The organism is Burkholderia sp. Ac-20384, assembly GCF_017104605.1.
Classification (GTDB): domain Bacteria; phylum Pseudomonadota; class Gammaproteobacteria; order Burkholderiales; family Burkholderiaceae; genus Burkholderia; species Burkholderia lata.
On sequence record NZ_JAAGPE010000027.1, the window covers coordinates 39,861 to 58,161 of the forward strand.

An 18,301-nucleotide genomic window follows, 5' to 3' on the forward strand; every position below is an offset into this window, starting at 1 on the left:
CCCGCCTAGCCCAGACCTACGCATGACCGATTCGACCCGCTCGCTGCGCAACTGCCTTGCGCCCGCGAAACTCAACCTGTTCCTGCACATCACCGGCCGACGTCCGAACGGCTATCACGACCTGCAGAGCGTGTTCCAGTTGCTGAACTGGGGCGACACGCTGCACTTCACGCTGCGCGACGACGGTCGCGTCGCACGCGTCACCGACGTGCCCGGCGTGCCCGAGGAAAGCGATCTCGTCGTGCGCGCGGCCAACCTGTTGAAAGCGCATACGGGCACCGCGCACGGTGTCGACATCGAGATCGACAAGTGCCTGCCGATGGGAGCCGGCCTCGGCGGCGGCAGCTCCGACGCGGCCACGACGCTGCTCGCGCTGAACCGCCTGTGGCAACTCGACTTGCCGCGCGCCGAACTCCAGTCGCTCGCGGTAAAACTCGGCGCAGACGTCCCGTTTTTTATTTTTGGAAAAAATGCGTTCGCAGAGGGTATCGGAGAAGAATTAGCTGAGGTACAATTGCCGACTCGCTGGTTCTTGGTTGTAACGCCCCGCGTTCACGTCCCAACCGCTGAAATATTTTCAGATGAGTTGTTGACAAGAGATTCGAAGCGCGTCACAATTACGGACTTTCTTGCACAGCAAAGCAGCGACGCGGGATGGCCAGATAGTTTCGGTCGGAACGATATGCAGCAAGTTGTGACAAGTAAGTACGCGGAAGTTGCGCAGGTGGTCAAATGGTTGTATGATGTGACCCCCGCGAGGATGACCGGCTCCGGAGCAAGCGTGTTTGCAGCGTTTCGCAGCAAGCATGAGGCAGAAGCGGCGCAAGCCAAGCTGCCCACCGGTTGGAACGGTGCAGTTGCCGAGAGCCTGAACGAGCATCCGCTCTTCGCTTTCGCATCATGAAGTTTTACTTTGCCGAACGGCCTACACAAGTTCGGTGAAGTTATCAGTTAAGTGTAGGGGAGTCGCCAAGTTGGTCAAGGCACCGGATTTTGATTCCGGCATGCGAGGGTTCGAGTCCTTCCTCCCCTGCCAAAAATTTTTCCCGCATTTCCCGCCCAAGCCTGAAGCAGGTGCACGATGAGCAGCCACAGCCATGATGGCCTGATGGTCTTTACTGGCAACGCGAATCCCGCGCTCGCCCAGGAAGTCGTCAATATCCTTGGAATTCCCCTCGGCAAAGCAATGGTCAGCCGTTTCTCCGACGGCGAGATCCAGGTCGAGATCCAGGAAAACGTGCGCGGCAAGGACGTCTTCGTCCTGCAATCCACGTGCGCGCCGACGAACGACAACCTGATGGAACTGATGATCATGGTCGATGCGCTCAAGCGCGCATCCGCTGGCCGGATCACTGCTGCCATCCCCTACTTCGGCTACGCCCGTCAAGATCGCCGCCCGCGTTCGGCGCGTGTCGCGATCTCGGCGAAGGTCGTCGCGAACATGCTGGAAATCGCCGGCGTCGAGCGGATCATCACGATGGATCTGCACGCCGACCAGATTCAGGGCTTCTTCGACATCCCGGTCGACAACATCTACGCAACGCCGATCCTGCTGGGTGACCTGCGCAAGCAGAACTACTCGGATCTGCTCGTCGTGTCGCCGGACGTCGGCGGTGTGGTACGTGCCCGGGCACTCGCGAAACAGCTCAACTGCGATCTCGCGATCATCGACAAGCGTCGCCCGAAGGCGAACGTCTCCGAAGTGATGAACATCATCGGTGAAGTCGAAGGCCGCACCTGCGTGATCATGGACGACATGGTCGATACGGCAGGCACGCTCTGCAAGGCCGCGCAAGTGCTGAAGGAACGCGGCGCGAAGCAGGTCTTCGCGTACGCTACGCACCCGGTGCTGTCGGGTGGCGCTGGTGATCGTATCGCCGCATCGGCGCTCGACGAACTGGTCGTCACCGATACGATCCCGCTGTCCGCCGAATCGCTCGGCTGCTCGAAGATCCGTGCGTTGACGAGCGCGAGCCTGCTGGCCGAAACGTTCTCGCGGATCCGCCGCGGCGACTCGGTGATGTCGCTGTTCGCGGAATCCTGATCGCGAATCGACTGAACAAAGCGTGCGCAGAAAGCGAAGCGGCAACGCTTCGCTTTTTGCACAATCGGACGGGATAGACGAAACCCCGGCCGTTTCATCGGGGGCCGCAGTTTGACGGCCCCGTTTTACTGCCTGGTCGCGGGCAGCTATTGGAGAATCACATGAAAGTCGTCGCTTTCGAGCGCCAAGAGCAAGGTACGGGTGCGAGCCGCCGCCTGCGCAACGCTGGTAAGACCACGGGTATCGTTTACGGTGGCGAAGCAGCCCCGCAAAAGATCGAACTCGATCACAACGCCCTGTGGCATGCCCTGAAGAAGGAAGCTTTCCACTCGTCGATCCTCGACCTCGAAGTGGCTGGCCAGTCGCAACAGGTTCTGCTGCGCGACGTGCAATACCACCCGTTCAAGCAACTGGTGCTGCACGTGGACTTCCAACGCGTTGACGCGAAGAAGAAGCTGCACACGAAGGCTCCGCTGCACTTCCTGAACGCAGAAATCAGCCCGGCCGTGAAGCTGTCGAGCGCGATCGTTTCGCACGTCGCGACGGAAATCGAAATCGAGTGCCTGCCGGCTGACCTGCCGGAGTTCCTCGAAGTCGACCTGTCGAAGATCGAAGCCGGTCAATCGCTGCACGCGAAGGACATCACGCTGCCGAAGGGCGTCGTGCTGGTCGCGCACGTCGACGCGGAAAACCCGGTTGTCGCATCGGCGACGGTTCCGGCTGGTGCCGTGTCGGACGCAGCAGAAGGCGAAACGCCGGCTGCCTAAGCGGGCTGCCAGCGCACCTCATCGATCCGTTTCACGAAACGGTCGACGCAACCCGCCGCGGCTTGCCCGGCGGGTTTTTCTTTTTCTGCGCCCAGGCGGCCGTTGCCGCCTTCGAAACGTCATGATCAAACTGATCGTCGGCCTCGGCAATCCCGGGGCGGAATACACCGCGACGCGCCACAACGCCGGCTTCTGGCTGATCGACCAGCTCGCCCGCGAAGCCGGCACGACGCTGCGCGACGAGCGTCGCTTCCATGGCTTCTACGCGAAAGCGCGCCTGCACGGCGAAGAAGTCCACCTGCTCGAGCCGCAAACCTACATGAACCGCTCCGGCCAGTCGGTCGTCGCGCTCGCGCAATTCTTCAAGATCCTGCCCGACCAGATCCTCGTCGCGCACGACGAGCTCGACCTGCCGCCCGGCACCGTGAAGCTGAAGCTCGGCGGCGGCAGCGGCGGCCACAACGGCCTGAAGGACATCACCGCGCACCTGTCGTCGCAACAGTACTGGCGGCTGCGGATCGGCATCGGCCATCCGCGCGACCTGATTCCGGAAAGCGCGCGCGCCGGTGCGAAGCCCGATGTCGCGAACTTCGTATTGAAGCCGCCGCGCCGCGAAGAACAGGACGTGATCGATGCGTCGATCGAACGCGCGCTCGCGGTGATGCCGATGGTCGTCAAGGGCGAACTCGACCGCGCGACGATGCAGTTGCATCGCAACTGAGCGCATCGCACCGCTCCGGTGCATCGAGCCGTCCGGCGCCGCCGGGCGGCCCCGCCCGCCCCTCCCTGCGCGCACATGCGGTAATCTGGTCGCTTTGCCCGACAGGAGCCAAGCGGTGAGCCGTTACTGGAGCGACATCGTTCAGCAACTCGTGCCTTACGTGCCGGGCGAGCAGCCCGCGCTCGCACACCCCGTCAAGCTGAACACCAACGAGAATCCCTATCCGCCGTCACCGCGCGTCGTCGCGGCGATCGCGCGCGAACTCGGCGAGACCGGCGACACCCTGCGCCGCTATCCCGACCCGGTTGCGCGCGCGCTGCGCGAGACGGTCGCGGCCCATCACCGCATCAAGCCCGAGCAGGTGTTCGTCGGCAACGGCTCCGACGAGGTGCTCGCGCACACGTTCCAGGCGCTGCTCGAGCACGACCGGCCGCTGCGCTTCCCTGACATCACCTACAGCTTCTATCCGACCTACGCGCGCCTGTACGGCGTCCAGACGTCGATCGTACCGCTCGCCGACAATTTCTCGATTCGCGTGGACGACTATCTCGACGACGCCGGCGGCGTGCTGTTTCCGAACCCGAACGCGCCGACCGGGTGCGCACTGCCGCTCGCGGACGTCGAGCGGATCGTGGCCGCGAATCCGTCGTCGGTCGTCGTGATCGATGAAGCCTACGTCGACTTCGGCGCGCAGTCCGCGATTACGCTGATCGACCGCTACCCGAACCTGCTCGTCGTGCACACGACGTCGAAGGCGCGCTCGCTCGCAGGTATGCGCGTCGGCTTCGCGTTCGGCGACGCAGCGCTGATCGACGCGCTGAACCGCGTGAAGGACAGTTTCAACTCGTACCCGCTCGACCGGCTCGCGCAGGTCGCCGCGCAGGCTGCGTACGAAGACACCGATTATTTCAGCGCGACCTGCCGGCGCGTGATCGACAGCCGGACGCGGCTCACGCATGCGCTCGACGCGCTCGGCTTCGACATCGTGCCGTCGGCCGCGAATTTCGTGTTCGCGCGCCATCCCGCGCACGACGCGGGTGCGATTGCGGCAAAACTGAAGGAACGGGAAATTTTCGTGCGGCACTTCCGGCTGCCGCGGATCGACCAGCACCTGCGCATCACCGTCGGCACCGACGCCGAATGCGATGCGCTCGTCGCGGCATTGCGCGAGCTGCTGGCCTGAAATGAACGAACCGGCGCCGGGCGGCGCCGATCCGGATGCGTGACGTGCGTGCCGAAGAACCCGGGCACGCGCGTCACCGCGGGGTCACGACGCGTCGTCGCCCTTCGCTGCGGTCAACGCGTGATACTTCTCCATCAATTGCGCGTGCGATTCGTCATGCTGCGGATCGCGCGGAATGCATTCGACCGGACACACCTGCTGGCACTGGGGTTCGTCGAAATGGCCGACGCACTCGGTGCACTTTTTCGGGTCGATCACGTAGATGTCCGGGCCCATCGAAATCGCGCCGTTCGGGCACTCGGGCTCGCACACGTCGCAATTGATGCACTCGTCGGTAATCATCAAAGACATACTGATCTCACTTCTTCAGGCCGGCGGCCGGCTTCGCAACGAAACCGGCCGGCGCCGCATTACGCGGCAGGGCCTCCCATCGCAGCGACTTTCTCGGTCAGCCACTTCTCGACGGACGGGAACACGAACTTGCTGACATCGCCGCCCAACTGCGCGATTTCGCGCACGATCGTCCCCGAGATGAACTGGTACTGATCGGACGGCGTCATGAACATCGTCTCGACGTCGGGCAGCAGGTAGCGATTCATCCCCGCCATCTGGAACTCATATTCGAAATCGGACACGGCGCGCAGGCCGCGCACGATCACGCGCGCATTGTTGGTGCGGACGAAATCCTTCAGGAGGCCGGTGAAACTCATCACCTTCACGTTCGGATAATGACCGAGCACCTCGTTCGCAATCGTCAGACGTTCTTCCAGCGAGAAGAACGGCTTTTTCGCGCGGCTGTCGGCAACACCGACCACCAGCGTATCAAAAATGCTCGACGCACGCCGCACGAGGTCTTCGTGCCCGCGCGTCAGCGGATCGAACGTACCGGGATACACGGCGACTACCATGTCGCTCCTCCTGTCATCACGCAAACGGGATGGCAGCCGTGCGATGCGCACGCCGCTGCCGAGATGGGCATGCGTCGCCTTTGCGGCGCGCCGCCTCGTATGGAACGCGCATTATTCATCATTTTCGCGCCGCAGCAAATGATAGTGAACCACACCGGCCTTGCCGTGCTTCACGACCTGCCAACCGGCGAGCGCTTCATGCGCGGCCGGATCGAGCTCCGCCCCCGTCTCGACGTACAGCGCGCCGCCTGCCGCGACGAGCGGCGCCGCCAGCGCAATCGCGCGCTCGAGGACGGCCAGCTCGTCGAACGGCGGATCGAGAAACACGACGTCGAACGCGCCCGGCGTGAGCCCGGCCGCGAGCCGCAACGCGTCCGCCTCCGCGACCTCGACCGCGCGCGCGCCGAGCTTGTCCTTGATTGCACGCAGCTGCTGCGCGGCACGCGGATGGCGCTCGACCATCACGACGCTTGCCGCGCCGCGCGACGCGGCCTCGAAGCCGAGCGCGCCGGTGCCTGCGAACAGGTCGAGGCAGCGCCAGCCTTCGAGATCCTGGCCGAGCCAGTTGAACAGCGTCTCGCGCACGCGATCGGGCGTCGGCCGCAGGCCATCGAGATCGAGCACCGCGAGCGGCGTGCGTTTCCAGTCACCGCCGATGATGCGGATCGTGTGCGGCTTGCCGCGGCCGGAAGGGGCCGCCGGGCGGCCGGGAGAGGAACGGGACATACGGAATATCGACGACGGAGGGACCGGGCGCGCGCGGGGGCGCACCGCTAAACAGGCGCACGTTACCACAGCGGCGGCGCACACTGACGCGAGCGACCCGCCGCACTGATAAAATGCACGGTTTCGGCCGCCGTGCGCCGCGCCCGCGCGAACGCAGAACGGCCCGTCCGGTGCCCCGCCCTGGCGGCGGCCCGTCCTCTTCCCGACGTAGACCATGTTCAGCTTCTTCAAACGATTCAAGAAAACGCAGGAGCCCGATCCGGCGGAATCGCAATCGGCCGACGCGCAGCAAACGGACGAACCGTCCGATGCGCCCGCGGTCGAGGCCCCGCCTGCGCCCGACGTGCCGCAAGCGCCCGCGCAACCGGTCGCGCAACCGGCCGTGCCGGCCGTCGTGATGACGGTCACGCCGACCAACGACGGCCGCGACGAAGTCGTCGAGACGGTCGAAATCGTCCCGCCGCCGCTGCAGGACGCCTCCGCGAAGAAATCATGGCTCGCGCGCCTGAAAACGGGGCTCGCCAAGACCGGCTCGAGCATCACCGGCGTGTTCGTCAACACGAAGATCGACGAGGATCTGTACGAGGAGCTCGAAACCGCGCTGCTGATGTCCGACGCGGGCGTCGACGCGACCGAGTACCTGCTCGGCGCGCTGCGCGAAAAGGTGCGCACGGGCCGCCTGACCGACCCGCAGCAGGTGAAATCCGCACTGCACGACCTGCTCGTCGAGCTGCTGACGCCGCTCGAGAAATCGCTGATGCTCGGCCGCGCGCAGCCGCTCGTGATGATGATCACCGGCGTGAACGGTGCGGGCAAGACGACCAGCATCGGCAAGCTCGCGAAGCATCTGCAGAGCTTCGACCAGTCGGTGCTGCTGGCCGCGGGCGACACGTTCCGCGCGGCCGCGCGCGAACAGCTGGCGGTCTGGGGCGAACGCAACAACGTGACGGTCGTGCAGCAGGAAAGCGGCGATCCGGCTGCAGTGATCTTCGACGCGGTCAGCGCCGCGCGCGCGCGCAAGATCGACGTGATGATGGCCGACACGGCCGGCCGCCTGCCGACGCAGCTCCACCTGATGGAAGAGCTGAAGAAGGTGAAGCGCGTGATCTCGAAGGCGCATGACGGCGCGCCGCACGAAGTGCTGCTGGTGATCGACGCGAACACCGGCCAGAACGCGCTCACGCAGGTCAAGGCATTCGACGACGCGCTCGGCCTCACCGGCCTCATCGTCACGAAGCTCGACGGCACCGCGAAGGGCGGGATTCTCGCCGCGATCGCGCGGCAGCGCCCGGTACCGGTCTACTTCATCGGCGTCGGCGAGAAGGTCGAGGACCTGCAGCCGTTCAGCGCGGTCGAATTCGCGGACGCGCTGCTCGGCTGAACACCGCCGGCACGCATCGCACAGGGCGCCTTCGGGCGCCCTTTTTCATGCGCGCCCGGTCATGCAAGTTCCGGGCGCGCCGCGATCATTCGGCGTCGGGCTGCACGCCGGGTTCGGCGGCCTTGAACGCATCGAGCGTCGACGCATGGTCGACGATCCGCTGGATCGTCGGATAGCGCGTCGTGTCGATCGAGAAGCGGTTCGCATTGAACACCTGCGGCACGAGGCATATGTCGGCGAGCGTCGGCGTGTCGCCGAAGCACAGCTTGCCGGTCCGCGGATCGCTCGCAAGACGCGTCTCGAGCGTGTCGAAGCCCGCCTCGATCCAGTGCCGGTACCACGCGTTCTTCGCCTCCTCGGGCACCTTCAGCGTGTGCTTCAGGTACTTCAGCACGCGCAGGTTGTCGAGCGGATGGATTTCGCACGCGATCTGCAGCGCAACCGCGCGCACATACGCGCGATCGACCGGCTGCTTCGGCAGCAGCGCCGGTTCCGGATGGGTTTCCTCGAGATATTCGATGATCGCGAGCGACTGCTGCAGCGTCGCGTCGCCGTCGATCAGCGTCGGCACGACCGCATCCGGATTCAGTGCGCGGTACGCGTCCTTCAGTTGCTCGCCGCCGTCGCGCAGCATGTGCACGGGGACATAGTCGAACGGCAGCTGCTTCAGGTTCAGGGCGATCCGCACGCGGTACGACGCGGAACTGCGGAAATAGCTGTAAAGCTTCATGGGATGTCTCTCGTAGTCGTATTCGGCCGGCGACGGCACAGGCGCGGCGCAGCCGGCGCGCGCACCGCCGGGAACCAGAGTGTAGCGCGCCGCGCGGCCTCGCTTGCGACGGCCGCGCCCGTGCGATACTCGGGGCATTCCTCACCGCTCACAGCGCGGCCCGATGCCGGCCGCCCGCCCCACGCCCCGATGACCGCTTCCCACGATCCCGCCGCCGTTCCGTTCCCGTGCGCCCGCTTCATCAAGGAGATCGGCCGCGGCCCGCACGGCGCACGCGCGCTGTCCGCCGAGGACACGTTCGAGCTCTATCGCGCGATGCTCGACGCGCGCGTGTCGGACGTCGAACTCGGCGCGATCCTGATTGCCTATCGGCTGAAGGGTGAATCCGCTGACGAGCTGGCCGCGATGCTCGCCGCCGCACAGGCATCGTTCGAGCCGGTGCACGTGCAGGACGCCGCGTTCCGCCCCGTGTCGATCCCGAGCTACAACGGCGCGCGCAAGCAGCCGAACCTCGTGCCGCTGCTCGCGCTCCTGCTCGCACGCGAAGGCGTGCCGGTGCTCGTGCATGGCGTCGAGCAGGATCCAGGCCGCGTGACCAGCGCCGAGATCTTCTCGGCGCTGTCGCTCGCGCCGTCGACGTCGCACGATGCGATCGAGGACACGCTCGCCGAGCGCCGCGTCGCGTTCGCGTCGATCGAGGTGCTGGCGCCGCGCATTGCCCACCTGCTGTCGATGCGCAGCGTGCTCGGCGTGCGCAACTCGACGCACACGCTCGTGAAGATCCTGCAGCCGTTCGCGCCGGCCGGCCTGCGGCTCGTCAACTACACGCACCCGCCGTACCGCGACAGCCTGGCGCAATTGTTCCGCGACCATCCGGACGCCGCGCTCGGCGGCGCGCTGCTGGCACGCGGCACGGAAGGCGAAGCCGTTGCCGACACGCGGCGCCAGGTACAGGTCGACTGGCTGCACGACGGCGTATGCGACACGCTGATCGAGGCTGAACGCTCGTCGACCGATACGCCGCCCGTTGCGCTGCCCGAATCGCGCGATGCGGCCACGACGGCCGCGTGGACCGACGCCGTCATGCGCGGCGAGGTGCCGGTGCCCGACACGGTCGCCCGGCAGGTCGCGACGATCGTGCAGATCGCCCGCATCGCACGCTGACGGCTCGCTCGCGAACCGGCCCCGCTTGCAGGGCATTTGACACGCGAGCGCATCCTGGCATAGAGTGCCCCTCATGCGTTCCTTTCCGAACACCCTCCGAATTACCTCCGGCCGCCTAGCGCGGCCGCTATCGCTACGACTAGCCTAAGGCTTTCGTAGCGCCGTGTGCTGTCCGCACGGTCCCTCCCAGCAGTTCCTCGCAGTACCCCTCTCGTAGTTTTTACAACCCGAAGTCGTCAGCATTCGTCCGTCTATCCGTCGGCCGACTCGCGAAGATCATCCGCATCCGCAGCGCGTTCACGTGCCGCGGAGCGAGGCAGCGCCAACCGTCGCCCATGCCGCCCGTCTTCGCTCGCGACTTGAGACCCGAGGTCCAGAAGATGCAGCGCAATCCGCAAGACAAGTACCGTCCGTTCGAGCCCGTCCGCCTCAATGGCCGCAAATGGCCGTCGCGCACCATCGAGCGCGCGCCCGTCTGGATGAGCACCGACCTGCGCGACGGCAACCAGTCGCTGATCGAGCCGATGAGCATCGAGCAGAAGCTCGAATTCTTCGAGATGCTGGTCGCGATCGGGTTCAAGGAGATCGAAGTCGGTTTTCCGTCGGCGTCGCAAACCGACTTCGATTTCGTCCGCAAGCTGATCGACGACAAGCGGATTCCCGACGACGTGACGATCGAAGTGCTCGTGCAGGCGCGCGAAGACCTGATCGCCCGCACGTTCGACGCGCTCGATGGCGTGCCGCGCGCGATCGTGCACCTGTACAACGCGGTCTGCCCGTCGTTCCGCCGCATCGTGTTCGGGATGTCGAAGGCCGACGTGAAGGCGCTCGCGATCGACGGCACGCGCATCATCAAGGAACACTGCGCCGCGCGCCCCGACACGCAGTGGACCTTCCAGTATTCGCCGGAAACCTTCAGCATGACCGAGCTGACGTTCGCTCGCGAAATCTGCGACGCGGTCGCTCAGACCTGGCGCCCGACCCGCGATCACAAGATGATCGTCAACCTGCCGGCCACCGTCGAAGCCGCGGGCCCGAACGTATTCGCCGACCAGATCGAGTGGATGGACCGCAACCTCGCGTATCGCGACAGCATCGTGCTGTCCGTGCATCCGCACAACGACCGCGGCACTGCGGTCGCGGCGGCCGAACTCGCGCTGCTCGCGGGTGCCGACCGCATCGAGGGCTGCCTGTTCGGCAATGGCGAGCGCACCGGCAACGTCGATCTCGTCACGCTCGCGCTGAATCTCTACACGCAGGGCATCGATCCGGGCCTCGATTTCTCCGACATCGACGCCGTACGCCGCGTCGTCGAGCGCTGCAACCAGATTCCGGTGCATCCGCGCCATCCGTACGCGGGCGACCTCGTGTTCACCGCGTTCTCGGGCTCGCACCAGGACGCGATCCGCAAGGGCTTCGCGCAGCAGCGCCCCGACGCGGCCTGGGAAGTGCCGTACCTGCCGATCGACCCGGCCGACCTCGGCCGCAGCTATGACGCGGTGATCCGCGTGAACAGCCAGTCCGGCAAGGGCGGCGCGACGTTCCTGCTCGAACGCGGGATGGGCTTCACGCCGACGCGCCGCGTGCAGATCGAATTCAGCCATGCGGTGCAGACGCTCGCCGACGCGTCCGGCGAGGAAGTGACGGGCGACGCGATCTGCGCGCTGTTCGCGCGCGAATTCTTCGACACCGACGGGCCGGCCGCGCGTCACGGCAACGGCGCGCGCTGGCAGAACCGCGAGATCGCGGCAGCGCCCGCGGCGGACACAACGCCCGATGAGGCCGTGCGACGTTTCGCCGCGGCGTTCGCGGCGGCCGCCGGCACGGCGATCGACGTCGCGTCGTGCGAACACGCCCGCACGACGGACGGGCGGATCGCGGTATCGGTCGGCTGCCGGGTCGGCGATGCGCCGCTGCGGCACGGCGTCGGCCTGCACGCCGACGCGGCGAGCGCCGCGCTCGATGCCGTCGTCAGCGGGATCAACCGCTCGGCCTGGCACTGCGCGGATCATCGCGCGGCGGCCTGAGCGCCGGGCTCCGTTTCAGGGTTCAAACGTCAGCGAGCGGAGCGTGACCGCCCGTGCGCCGCGCGATCCGCGCCGCACGAGGCAGCAAAAAGCGACCCAGAAGGCCGCTTCGGTCGGGACATGAAAAGGAGCGCCACGCGCGCTCATGTCTCGGTCGCGCACCGCGTCGCCTGCCACGCGAACAGGCTCCAGCGGCCCTGTTCGTGGGTGTGGACGGAGGTATAGGCAATCGGGAAGACCAGGCCGCCGTTGTTCGTTTCCATCTCGATCAACGCGCGCCCGGTGACGATGCAGGTTTCATCGCCGACGGGCAGCACGTCCTGCGACTGGATTTCGATCTGGCGATAGCGGCGGCGGCCGGCGACGATGGCGTCGATGAACTGCTGCTTGGTTTCGCGTTTGCCGTTGGTGTGCACGAAGAACACCTTGTCCGACAAAAGCGCGTCGAGCGCCTCGCCGTCCCCGTCCACCATCGCCCGGAACCGATCGCGCTCGAGCGCGCGGATCGCATCGACCACCTTCGCCATCGCCTGACTCCTCGGCAACGCGCACGCCGTGCGCGGGCATGCGGATCAGAAGTTGTACTGCAAGTAGAACTGGTGGAAATTTATACCAGGATTCGGCTCTTTGATACCCGCGTTAGACACATGTTCAAAACGGTAGCCGACCTGATACTGTTGCCGTTGGCCGAACTGCACGCCCACCCCCGCCGTCGGCGCGAACTGGAACGCGGTCCCCATCGAGAAGCGATCCGAAATCGTCGGGTGCGTCAGCAGCCGGATGCCGCCGCCGGCCTCGATGAACGGGCGGATCTCCCCGGCGCTCTTGATGAAGCGGAACATCGGCGTCACGCCGAATTCGCCAATGCTGCTGTGCACATTGCCGCCCGTGTGCCAGTAGCCGGCGTGCCCTTCCACGACGAACGCGAAGTGCCAGCCACCGATTTCCCACCAGTTCCAGCCCGGATCCCACACCACGCCGAGATCGGCCTTGTCGACCCCGTGGCGATCCGAAAAACCGCCGCCCGCCTGAATCCCCCATCGATCCGCGCATGCCGCACCCGATCCGCCCAGAAGGGACGCCGCCAGCATCGCGTGCAGCGCAAGCCGGCTGCGGGGCCGGCGATTCTTCTTATTGTTCATCTGTCACTCCAACTTTGTGGGTTGAATGGAGCCTGCCGCTTCGGCCGGCTCAAGCGAACTGAATGGTATGGTAAAGGACTTTTCGGATCGGCATCACAAAGCGAAATGGCTTCCTTCCAAAACGACAAAAATTGAAATCGTCTACTGATTACCATCAGAAACAACGGCTTACGGAACTTCGCTTCGCCCCCTCTGTCGCAGATTAGACTATCGACTCGACACGCTCGATAGAAAAGTGGGAACTCCGATGCCCACGCGTGCTCTAAGGAATTAGCACTCGTCTTGCGGGAGTGCTAAGATGGCCCACGGAATTTCATTCAAGACCGGGGGTTTGTCCCTGATTCCAAAGGAGTTTTTTTAGTGAGCAACGCCCTGACCCTCCCGAACACCCTGAGCCCGACGCCGGCCAAGGCCGCATCGGCAGGCTCGCTGGCGCTCGCAGCTCAATCGATGTTGCCGGGCCAGCTTGGCAACATCGACGCGTATATCCAGGCCGTCAATCGCATTCCGCTGCTGACGGTCGAAGAGGAACGCCAGTACGCGACCGAATTCCGCGAAGGCAACAACCTCGACTCGGCACGCCGCCTCGTGCTGTCGCACCTGCGGCTCGTCGTGTCGATCTCGCGCAACTATCTCGGCTACGGCCTGCCGCACGGCGACTTGATCCAGGAAGGCAACATCGGCCTGATGAAGGCCGTGAAGCGCTTCGATCCGGCCCAGAACGTGCGTCTCGTGTCGTACGCGATCCACTGGATCAAGGCCGAGATTCACGAGTACATCCTGCGCAACTGGCGCACGGTGAAGGTCGCGACGACGAAGGCGCAGCGCAAGCTGTTCTTCAACCTGCGCAGCCACAAGAAGGGCCTGCAGGCGATGACGCCCGAGGAAATCGACGGCCTCGCGAAGGAACTCAACGTCAAGCGCGAAGACGTGACCGAAATGGAAACGCGCCTGTCGGGCGGCGACATCGCGCTCGAAGGGCAGGTCGAAGACGGCGAGGAGTCGTACGCGCCGATCGCCTACCTGGCCGACTCGCACAACGAGCCGACCGCCGTGCTCGCCGCGCGTCAGCGCGACACGCTGCAGACGGACGGCATCGCGCAGGCACTCGACGCACTCGACGCGCGCAGCCGCCGCATCATCGAGGCGCGCTGGCTGCACGTCGACGACGACGGCTCGGGCGGCTCGACGCTGCACGATCTCGCTGCCGAGTTCGGTGTGTCGGCGGAACGCATCCGCCAGATCGAAGCGAGCGCCATGAAAAAGATGCGCACTGCCCTCGCCGAATACGCGTAAATCGCTGCGATTTAGAGCGCTTCATCAAAAACCGCTGCCCGACCGGCAGCGGTTTTTTTTCGCCCGCATTTTCTCCTGCTTTTCATTCGCTTCGCCGCTCGCTTCATCACTCGTTTCTGCGCCGATTAATTGACCTGATTCGTCAGGTAATACGCAGTTTGCGGGCCCCTTCCGCATAACCTTGATCTGCCTCAAGTTTCGGCCCGTGTTTCGCGACGGTCTGCCGCAGCGCAGCACTCGGCATCCGAAAGCCGTCCTTTTAAAATTGGCATGTCAGGCGCAAAAGGATTAAAACAGCTTCACGGCCGTCATAAATCCGACGTAAAGTCGCCCCAAATCAGACTTAAATCGATTCAGGATAATCGCCTTGATCTCGATCAATAAAGAGCCTGCGCCGCCTCCCCCGCGGCCGGCCGGACCGATCGGCTGGCGCGCACGCATCGCCGCGTGGGCACGCGGCCCGACGCTCGCCCGCGACATCACCCTGGTGCTGATCGTCAAGCTGATCCTCCTGATGTCGCTCAAATACGCATTCTTCAATCATCCGCAGGCCGAGCACATGTCGTTGCCGCCTGCCGCCGTCGCCGAGAAACTGCTTTCGGTACCGGCGCCTGCATCTACCGAGGGAGACCACCATGATAAGTAGTGAAGTCGTCGATCTGTCACGTCTGCAGTTCGGCATCACGGCGCTCTACCACTTCCTGTTCGTGCCGCTGACACTCGGCCTGTCCTGGCTGCTCGTCATCATGGAAGCGGTTTACGTGATGACCGGCAAACAGGTCTACAAGGACATGACCCAGTTCTGGGGCAAGCTGTTCGGCATCAACTTCGCGATGGGCGTGACGACCGGCATCACGCTCGAATTCCAGTTCGGCACGAACTGGTCGTACTACTCGCACTATGTCGGCGACATCTTCGGCGTGCCGCTCGCGGTCGAAGGCCTGATGGCGTTCTTCCTCGAATCGACGTTCGTCGGCCTGTTCTTCTTCGGCTGGAACCGCCTGTCGAAGGTCAAGCACCTGATGGTCACGTTCCTCGTCGCGCTCGGCTCGAACCTGTCCGCGCTGTGGATCCTCGTCGCGAACGGCTGGATGAACAACCCGGTCGGCGCCGAGTTCAACTACCAGACGATGCGCATGGAGATGACGAGCCTGTTCGACGTGCTGTTCAACCCGGTCGCTCAGGTGAAGTTCGTGCATACCGTGTCGGCCGGCTACGTGTCGGCGGCGATGTTCGTGCTCGGCGTGTCGTCGTGGTACCTGCTGAAGAAGCGCGACGTCGACTTCGCGCTGCGCTCGTTCGCGGTCGCGGCCGGCTTCGGCCTCGCGGCGACGCTCTGCGTGATCGTGCTCGGCGACGAATCGGGTTATACGACGGGCGAAGTGCAGAAGATGAAGCTCGCCGCGATCGAATCCGAATGGGAAACGCAGCCGGCACCCGCCTCGTTCACGCTGATCGGCATTCCGAACCAGGAAGAACAGCGCACCGACTACGCGATCAAAATCCCGTACGCGCTCGGCCTGATCGCGACGCGCTCGATCGACGAACCGGTGATCGGCCTGCGCGAGCTCGCGAAGCACAGCGAGGAGCACATCCAGAGCGGGATGGTCGCGTACGGCGCGCTGCAGAAGATCAAGCAGGGCGACACGAGCGACGCGACCCGCGCGCTGTTCGACCAGCACAAGCAGTATCTCGGCTACGGGCTGATGCTCAAGCAGTTCACGCCGAACGTGGTCGACGCGACGCCCGAGCAGATCAAGGCCGCCGCGAAGAAGACGATCCCGCCGGTCGCGCCCGTGTTCTTCTCGTTCCGGATCATGGTCGCCCTCGGCTTCCTGTTCGTCGCCACGTTCATCGCCGCGTTCTGGTTCTGCGCGCGCCGCGAGCTGCTGCAGGACAACCGCCGCTGGTTCCTCCGCTATGCGGTGTGGGCGATCCCGCTGCCGTGGATCGCGATCGAATTCGGCTGGATCGTCGCCGAGCTCGGCCGCCAGCCGTGGACGATCGCCGGCGTGCTGCCGACGCACCTGTCCGCGTCGAGCCTGCAGCCGAGCGACCTGTACCTGAGTCTCGCGGGCTTCATCCTGTTCTATACCGCGCTGTTCGTCATCGAGATCAAGCTGATGTTCAAGTACGCGCGCCTCGGCCCGTCGTCGCTGCATACCGGCCGCTATCACCACGAAATCGCGGCCGCCAGCGAGCGCGCCCCGGCGTGAGCACGCACCTGAAACGGAACAAGGAATCGCTATGGACTATGCAACTCTCAAGCTGATCTGGTGGCTGCTCGTCGGCGTACTGCTGATCGGCTTCGCCGTCACCGACGGCTTCGACATGGGCGCGACCGCGCTGCTGCCGTTCCTCGGCAAGACCGACGAGGAACGCCGGATCATCGTCAACACCGTCGGCGCGACGTGGGAAGGCAACCAGGTGTGGCTGATCACGGCCGGCGGCGCGATGTTCGCGGCCTGGCCGCTCGTCTACGCGGCGTCGTTCTCCGGCTTCTACTTCGCGATGCTGCTCGTGCTGTTCGCGTTGTTCTTCCGGCCGGTGGGCTTCGACTACCGCAGCAAGCGGCCCGACCCGCGCTGGCGCGCGGGCTGGGACTGGGGCCTGTTCGTCGGCGGCTTCGTGCCGGCGCTCGTGTTCGGCGTCGCGTTCGGCAACCTGCTGCAAGGCGTGCCGTTCAAGTTCGACAGCGACCTGCGCGTGACCTACTACGGCAGCTTCTGGGCGCTGCTGAACCCGTTCGCGCTGCTGTGCGGGCTCGTCAGCCTCACGATGCTCGTCGCGCACGGTGCGGCCTTCATCAAGATGAAGACGGAAGGCGTGATCGCGCGCCGCGCATCGGTCGCGCTGCGGGTGGCGTCGTTCCTCGCGGTCGTGCTGTTCGTGCTGGCCGGCGTGCTGGTCGCGTCTTATATCGGTGGCTTCCACATCACGCACGCCGCACCGACCGATACGGTCGCAAACCCGCTGCTCAAGGACGTCGCTGCCGGCTCGGGCCTGTGGCTCGCGAACTACAGCGAATTCCCGTGGATGATCGCGGCGCCCGTCGTCGCGATCGCGGGTGGCCTGATCGCGCTGCTGCTCGCCGGTTCGAAGCAGGAGAAGACGGCGTTCTTCTGCACGGGCCTGATGATCACCGGTGTGATCCTCACCGCCGGCTTCTCGATGTTCCCGTTCATCATGCCGTCGTCGCTCGACCCGCGCAGCAGCCTGACCGTGTGGGATTCGACGTCGAGCCACATGACGCTGCAGGTGATGCTGTTCGCGGTGATCGTGTTCCTGCCGCTCATCCTGCTCTACACGAGCTGGGTGTATCGCGTGATGCGCGGCAAGGTCACGCGCGAAGTGCTCGAAGAGAACAAGCATTCGATGTATTGATGCTTTGAACCGGGACGGGGCGCGCACGCGCCCTCGCCCACCGTTTCGCAAGGAGTCGGATCATGTGGTATTTCAGCTGGATTCTCGGTATCGGCGTCGCGCTGTCGTTCGGCATCGTCAATGCGATGTGGCTCGAAGCGCGGCAGAAGACGCAGGAAGCACGCGTTCGCCACGACTGATGCGTGTGCGGCCGATCGCGCCGCTACCGTCCGGAAGGAACCTCGCCTCAGGCGAGGTTTTTTTTCGCCCCGACCGGCCGGACAGGCCCGGCGCATCGATGCCAATTTAGCGCCAGATTGATACCACTTGAATACCAATAAAAGGTTTCATAAGATCTTTGGACACGGCCGCAGACAGGCCGAATCCTTCTGGGTGGGGGAGACATGCGAATCCCGTATGAGGCGCGCGCGTGCGCGCTATCTCGTCGTCGGCGTGCGACGGTCGGTTGTGCATCGCCGGCGAGCGTTGCCGTCATCGACCGCGTAGGTCACACGCGCGCCTTGGCCAACGGGCGCGCCGCCACGGCGTCGGCATCGGCATCCGCAGCCGCCGCTGCCGTGCGACGCCGATGAAGACGCGCACCCGCCCGCGCCGATCCGACCGGCACGCCTGCCCGCCCCCCGTTCCGTAACACACGCGCCCGCGTGCCGACTGCGCGCAGGGCAGCCGCATCGCCCGCGCACCCTGTTGTCCCCGCAGCTCCGTTGAAAGACCCGCTCGCAGCGACGTCATCCCGTGACGCCGCTATGCCCCCTTTTTTCTCAGGAATCCGCATGAACCGAACCTTGTCCACCCTGTTTGCCGGCCTGCTGGTCGCGGCATTGTCGC

20 protein-coding genes and 1 tRNA gene are annotated in these 18,301 nt (G+C 65.0%); 14 read left to right on the forward strand and 7 right to left on the reverse strand.

The window, feature by feature from the left end:
* The first annotated feature begins 22 nt into the window (after positions 1-22).
* From ispE to hisC, 6 genes are all read left to right on the forward strand, one after another.
* Positions 23-904, forward strand: coding sequence for a 4-(cytidine 5'-diphospho)-2-C-methyl-D-erythritol kinase (ispE, locus tag G3O00_RS08025; RefSeq protein ID WP_069248895.1), 882 nt, complete (start codon positions 23-25; stop codon positions 902-904).
* A gap of 55 nt (positions 905-959) precedes the next feature.
* Positions 960-1,036, forward strand: a tRNA-Gln gene (locus G3O00_RS08030).
* A 45-nt stretch (positions 1,037-1,081) separates the two neighbouring features.
* Positions 1,082-2,044, forward strand: coding sequence for a ribose-phosphate pyrophosphokinase (locus G3O00_RS08035; protein ID WP_011353235.1), 963 nt, complete (start codon positions 1,082-1,084; stop codon positions 2,042-2,044).
* Positions 2,045-2,205: 161 nt separating this feature from the next.
* Positions 2,206-2,811 carry a 50S ribosomal protein L25/general stress protein Ctc gene (locus G3O00_RS08040; protein ID WP_011353236.1) on the forward strand — a complete coding sequence of 202 codons (606 nt, stop codon included), beginning with the start codon at positions 2,206-2,208 and terminating at the stop codon, positions 2,809-2,811.
* A 121-nt stretch (positions 2,812-2,932) separates the two neighbouring features.
* The gene (pth, locus tag G3O00_RS08045) at positions 2,933-3,532 is read left to right on the forward strand and encodes an aminoacyl-tRNA hydrolase (RefSeq protein ID WP_006477776.1); all 600 of its coding nucleotides are present in this window, start codon (positions 2,933-2,935) and stop codon (positions 3,530-3,532) included.
* A gap of 115 nt (positions 3,533-3,647) precedes the next feature.
* On the forward strand, positions 3,648-4,715 hold the full coding sequence (hisC, locus tag G3O00_RS08050; RefSeq protein ID WP_206142644.1) for a histidinol-phosphate transaminase: 1,068 nt from the start codon (positions 3,648-3,650) through the stop codon (positions 4,713-4,715).
* 84 nt (positions 4,716-4,799) lie between these two features.
* Here the strand turns inward: hisC and G3O00_RS08055 are convergent, their stop codons facing one another.
* From G3O00_RS08055 to rsmD, 3 genes are all read right to left on the reverse strand, one after another.
* Complete coding sequence (locus G3O00_RS08055; RefSeq protein ID WP_175043325.1) at positions 4,800-5,066, reverse strand: YfhL family 4Fe-4S dicluster ferredoxin; 267 nt, start codon at positions 5,064-5,066, stop codon at positions 4,800-4,802.
* 59 nt (positions 5,067-5,125) lie between these two features.
* Positions 5,126-5,623 carry a pantetheine-phosphate adenylyltransferase gene (gene coaD, locus G3O00_RS08060; RefSeq protein ID WP_031403077.1) on the reverse strand — a complete coding sequence of 166 codons (498 nt, stop codon included), beginning with the start codon at positions 5,621-5,623 and terminating at the stop codon, positions 5,126-5,128.
* Positions 5,624-5,734: 111 nt separating this feature from the next.
* On the reverse strand, positions 5,735-6,349 hold the full coding sequence (gene rsmD, locus G3O00_RS08065) for a 16S rRNA (guanine(966)-N(2))-methyltransferase RsmD (RefSeq protein WP_206142645.1): 615 nt from the start codon (positions 6,347-6,349) through the stop codon (positions 5,735-5,737).
* 214 nt (positions 6,350-6,563) lie between these two features.
* Between rsmD and ftsY the strand changes: the two genes are divergently transcribed.
* Complete coding sequence (gene ftsY / locus G3O00_RS08070) at positions 6,564-7,730, forward strand: signal recognition particle-docking protein FtsY (RefSeq protein ID WP_206142646.1); 1,167 nt, start codon at positions 6,564-6,566, stop codon at positions 7,728-7,730.
* A gap of 85 nt (positions 7,731-7,815) precedes the next feature.
* Here ftsY and maiA read toward each other — a convergent pair whose 3' ends face one another.
* On the reverse strand, positions 7,816-8,460 hold the full coding sequence (gene maiA / locus G3O00_RS08075) for a maleylacetoacetate isomerase (protein WP_174930758.1): 645 nt from the start codon (positions 8,458-8,460) through the stop codon (positions 7,816-7,818).
* 189 nt (positions 8,461-8,649) lie between these two features.
* On the opposite strand from maiA, the gene ybiB reads away from it, so the two are divergent.
* The gene (gene ybiB, locus G3O00_RS08080; protein ID WP_011353243.1) at positions 8,650-9,624 is read left to right on the forward strand and encodes a DNA-binding protein YbiB; all 975 of its coding nucleotides are present in this window, start codon (positions 8,650-8,652) and stop codon (positions 9,622-9,624) included.
* 380 nt (positions 9,625-10,004) lie between these two features.
* Complete coding sequence (leuA, locus tag G3O00_RS08085; RefSeq protein WP_206142649.1) at positions 10,005-11,651, forward strand: 2-isopropylmalate synthase; 1,647 nt, start codon at positions 10,005-10,007, stop codon at positions 11,649-11,651.
* Positions 11,652-11,794: 143 nt separating this feature from the next.
* Here the strand turns inward: leuA and G3O00_RS08090 are convergent, their stop codons facing one another.
* Positions 11,795-12,178, reverse strand: a complete 384-nt coding sequence (locus G3O00_RS08090) for a nuclear transport factor 2 family protein (RefSeq protein ID WP_011353245.1) — start codon at positions 12,176-12,178, stop codon at positions 11,795-11,797.
* A 45-nt stretch (positions 12,179-12,223) separates the two neighbouring features.
* Positions 12,224-12,793, reverse strand: a complete 570-nt coding sequence (pagL, locus tag G3O00_RS08095) for a lipid A 3-O-deacylase PagL (RefSeq protein WP_174916245.1) — start codon at positions 12,791-12,793, stop codon at positions 12,224-12,226.
* Between the two features lie 360 nt (positions 12,794-13,153).
* Between pagL and rpoH the strand changes: the two genes are divergently transcribed.
* Positions 13,154-14,089: an RNA polymerase sigma factor RpoH gene (gene rpoH / locus G3O00_RS08100; RefSeq protein ID WP_011353247.1), complete on the forward strand. Its 936-nt coding sequence runs from the start codon at positions 13,154-13,156 to the stop codon at positions 14,087-14,089.
* Positions 14,090-14,113: 24 nt separating this feature from the next.
* On the opposite strand, the gene G3O00_RS08105 is transcribed toward rpoH, so the two are convergent.
* On the reverse strand, positions 14,114-14,284 hold the full coding sequence (locus tag G3O00_RS08105; protein WP_206142647.1) for a hypothetical protein: 171 nt from the start codon (positions 14,282-14,284) through the stop codon (positions 14,114-14,116).
* A gap of 166 nt (positions 14,285-14,450) precedes the next feature.
* Here G3O00_RS08105 and cydP point away from each other — a divergent pair, with 166 nt between their 5' ends.
* The 4 genes from cydP to cydX all read left to right on the forward strand — a co-directional run bounded on the left by cydP (position 14,451) and on the right by cydX (position 17,652).
* Positions 14,451-14,735, forward strand: coding sequence for a cytochrome oxidase putative small subunit CydP (gene cydP, locus G3O00_RS08110; protein ID WP_174930788.1), 285 nt, complete (start codon positions 14,451-14,453; stop codon positions 14,733-14,735).
* The gene (locus G3O00_RS08115; RefSeq protein ID WP_011353249.1) at positions 14,725-16,305 is read left to right on the forward strand and encodes a cytochrome ubiquinol oxidase subunit I; all 1,581 of its coding nucleotides are present in this window, start codon (positions 14,725-14,727) and stop codon (positions 16,303-16,305) included. Before cydP ends, G3O00_RS08115 begins: the two co-directional genes overlap by 11 nt.
* Before the next feature lie 31 nt (positions 16,306-16,336).
* The gene (gene cydB / locus G3O00_RS08120) at positions 16,337-17,473 is read left to right on the forward strand and encodes a cytochrome d ubiquinol oxidase subunit II (protein ID WP_174930761.1); all 1,137 of its coding nucleotides are present in this window, start codon (positions 16,337-16,339) and stop codon (positions 17,471-17,473) included.
* Positions 17,474-17,535: 62 nt separating this feature from the next.
* A complete protein-coding gene (cydX, locus tag G3O00_RS08125) occupies positions 17,536-17,652 on the forward strand; it encodes a cytochrome bd-I oxidase subunit CydX (protein WP_011353251.1) in 117 nt (38 codons plus the stop codon).
* Positions 17,653-18,301: the final 649 nt, after the last annotated feature.

What these genes read in the sequence shown, in the direction of transcription:
- ispE (WP_069248895.1), top strand. Translation starts at nt 23, where the DNA reads ATGACCGATTCGACCCGCTCGCTGCGCAACTGCCTTGCGCCCGCGAAA.
- G3O00_RS08035 (WP_011353235.1), top strand. Translation starts at nt 1,082, where the DNA reads ATGAGCAGCCACAGCCATGATGGCCTGATGGTCTTTACTGGCAACGCG.
- G3O00_RS08040 (WP_011353236.1), top strand. Translation starts at nt 2,206, where the DNA reads ATGAAAGTCGTCGCTTTCGAGCGCCAAGAGCAAGGTACGGGTGCGAGC.
- pth (WP_006477776.1), top strand. Translation starts at nt 2,933, where the DNA reads ATGATCAAACTGATCGTCGGCCTCGGCAATCCCGGGGCGGAATACACC.
- G3O00_RS08055 (WP_175043325.1), bottom strand. Translation starts at nt 5,066, where the DNA reads ATGTCTTTGATGATTACCGACGAGTGCATCAATTGCGACGTGTGCGAG.
- coaD (WP_031403077.1), bottom strand. Translation starts at nt 5,623, where the DNA reads ATGGTAGTCGCCGTGTATCCCGGTACGTTCGATCCGCTGACGCGCGGG.
- rsmD (WP_206142645.1), bottom strand. Translation starts at nt 6,349, where the DNA reads ATGTCCCGTTCCTCTCCCGGCCGCCCGGCGGCCCCTTCCGGCCGCGGC.
- ftsY (WP_206142646.1), top strand. Translation starts at nt 6,564, where the DNA reads ATGTTCAGCTTCTTCAAACGATTCAAGAAAACGCAGGAGCCCGATCCG.
- maiA (WP_174930758.1), bottom strand. Translation starts at nt 8,460, where the DNA reads ATGAAGCTTTACAGCTATTTCCGCAGTTCCGCGTCGTACCGCGTGCGG.
- ybiB (WP_011353243.1), top strand. Translation starts at nt 8,650, where the DNA reads ATGACCGCTTCCCACGATCCCGCCGCCGTTCCGTTCCCGTGCGCCCGC.
- leuA (WP_206142649.1), top strand. Translation starts at nt 10,005, where the DNA reads ATGCAGCGCAATCCGCAAGACAAGTACCGTCCGTTCGAGCCCGTCCGC.
- G3O00_RS08090 (WP_011353245.1), bottom strand. Translation starts at nt 12,178, where the DNA reads ATGGCGAAGGTGGTCGATGCGATCCGCGCGCTCGAGCGCGATCGGTTC.
- pagL (WP_174916245.1), bottom strand. Translation starts at nt 12,793, where the DNA reads ATGAACAATAAGAAGAATCGCCGGCCCCGCAGCCGGCTTGCGCTGCAC.
- G3O00_RS08115 (WP_011353249.1), top strand. Translation starts at nt 14,725, where the DNA reads ATGATAAGTAGTGAAGTCGTCGATCTGTCACGTCTGCAGTTCGGCATC.
- cydB (WP_174930761.1), top strand. Translation starts at nt 16,337, where the DNA reads ATGGACTATGCAACTCTCAAGCTGATCTGGTGGCTGCTCGTCGGCGTA.
- cydX (WP_011353251.1), top strand. Translation starts at nt 17,536, where the DNA reads ATGTGGTATTTCAGCTGGATTCTCGGTATCGGCGTCGCGCTGTCGTTC.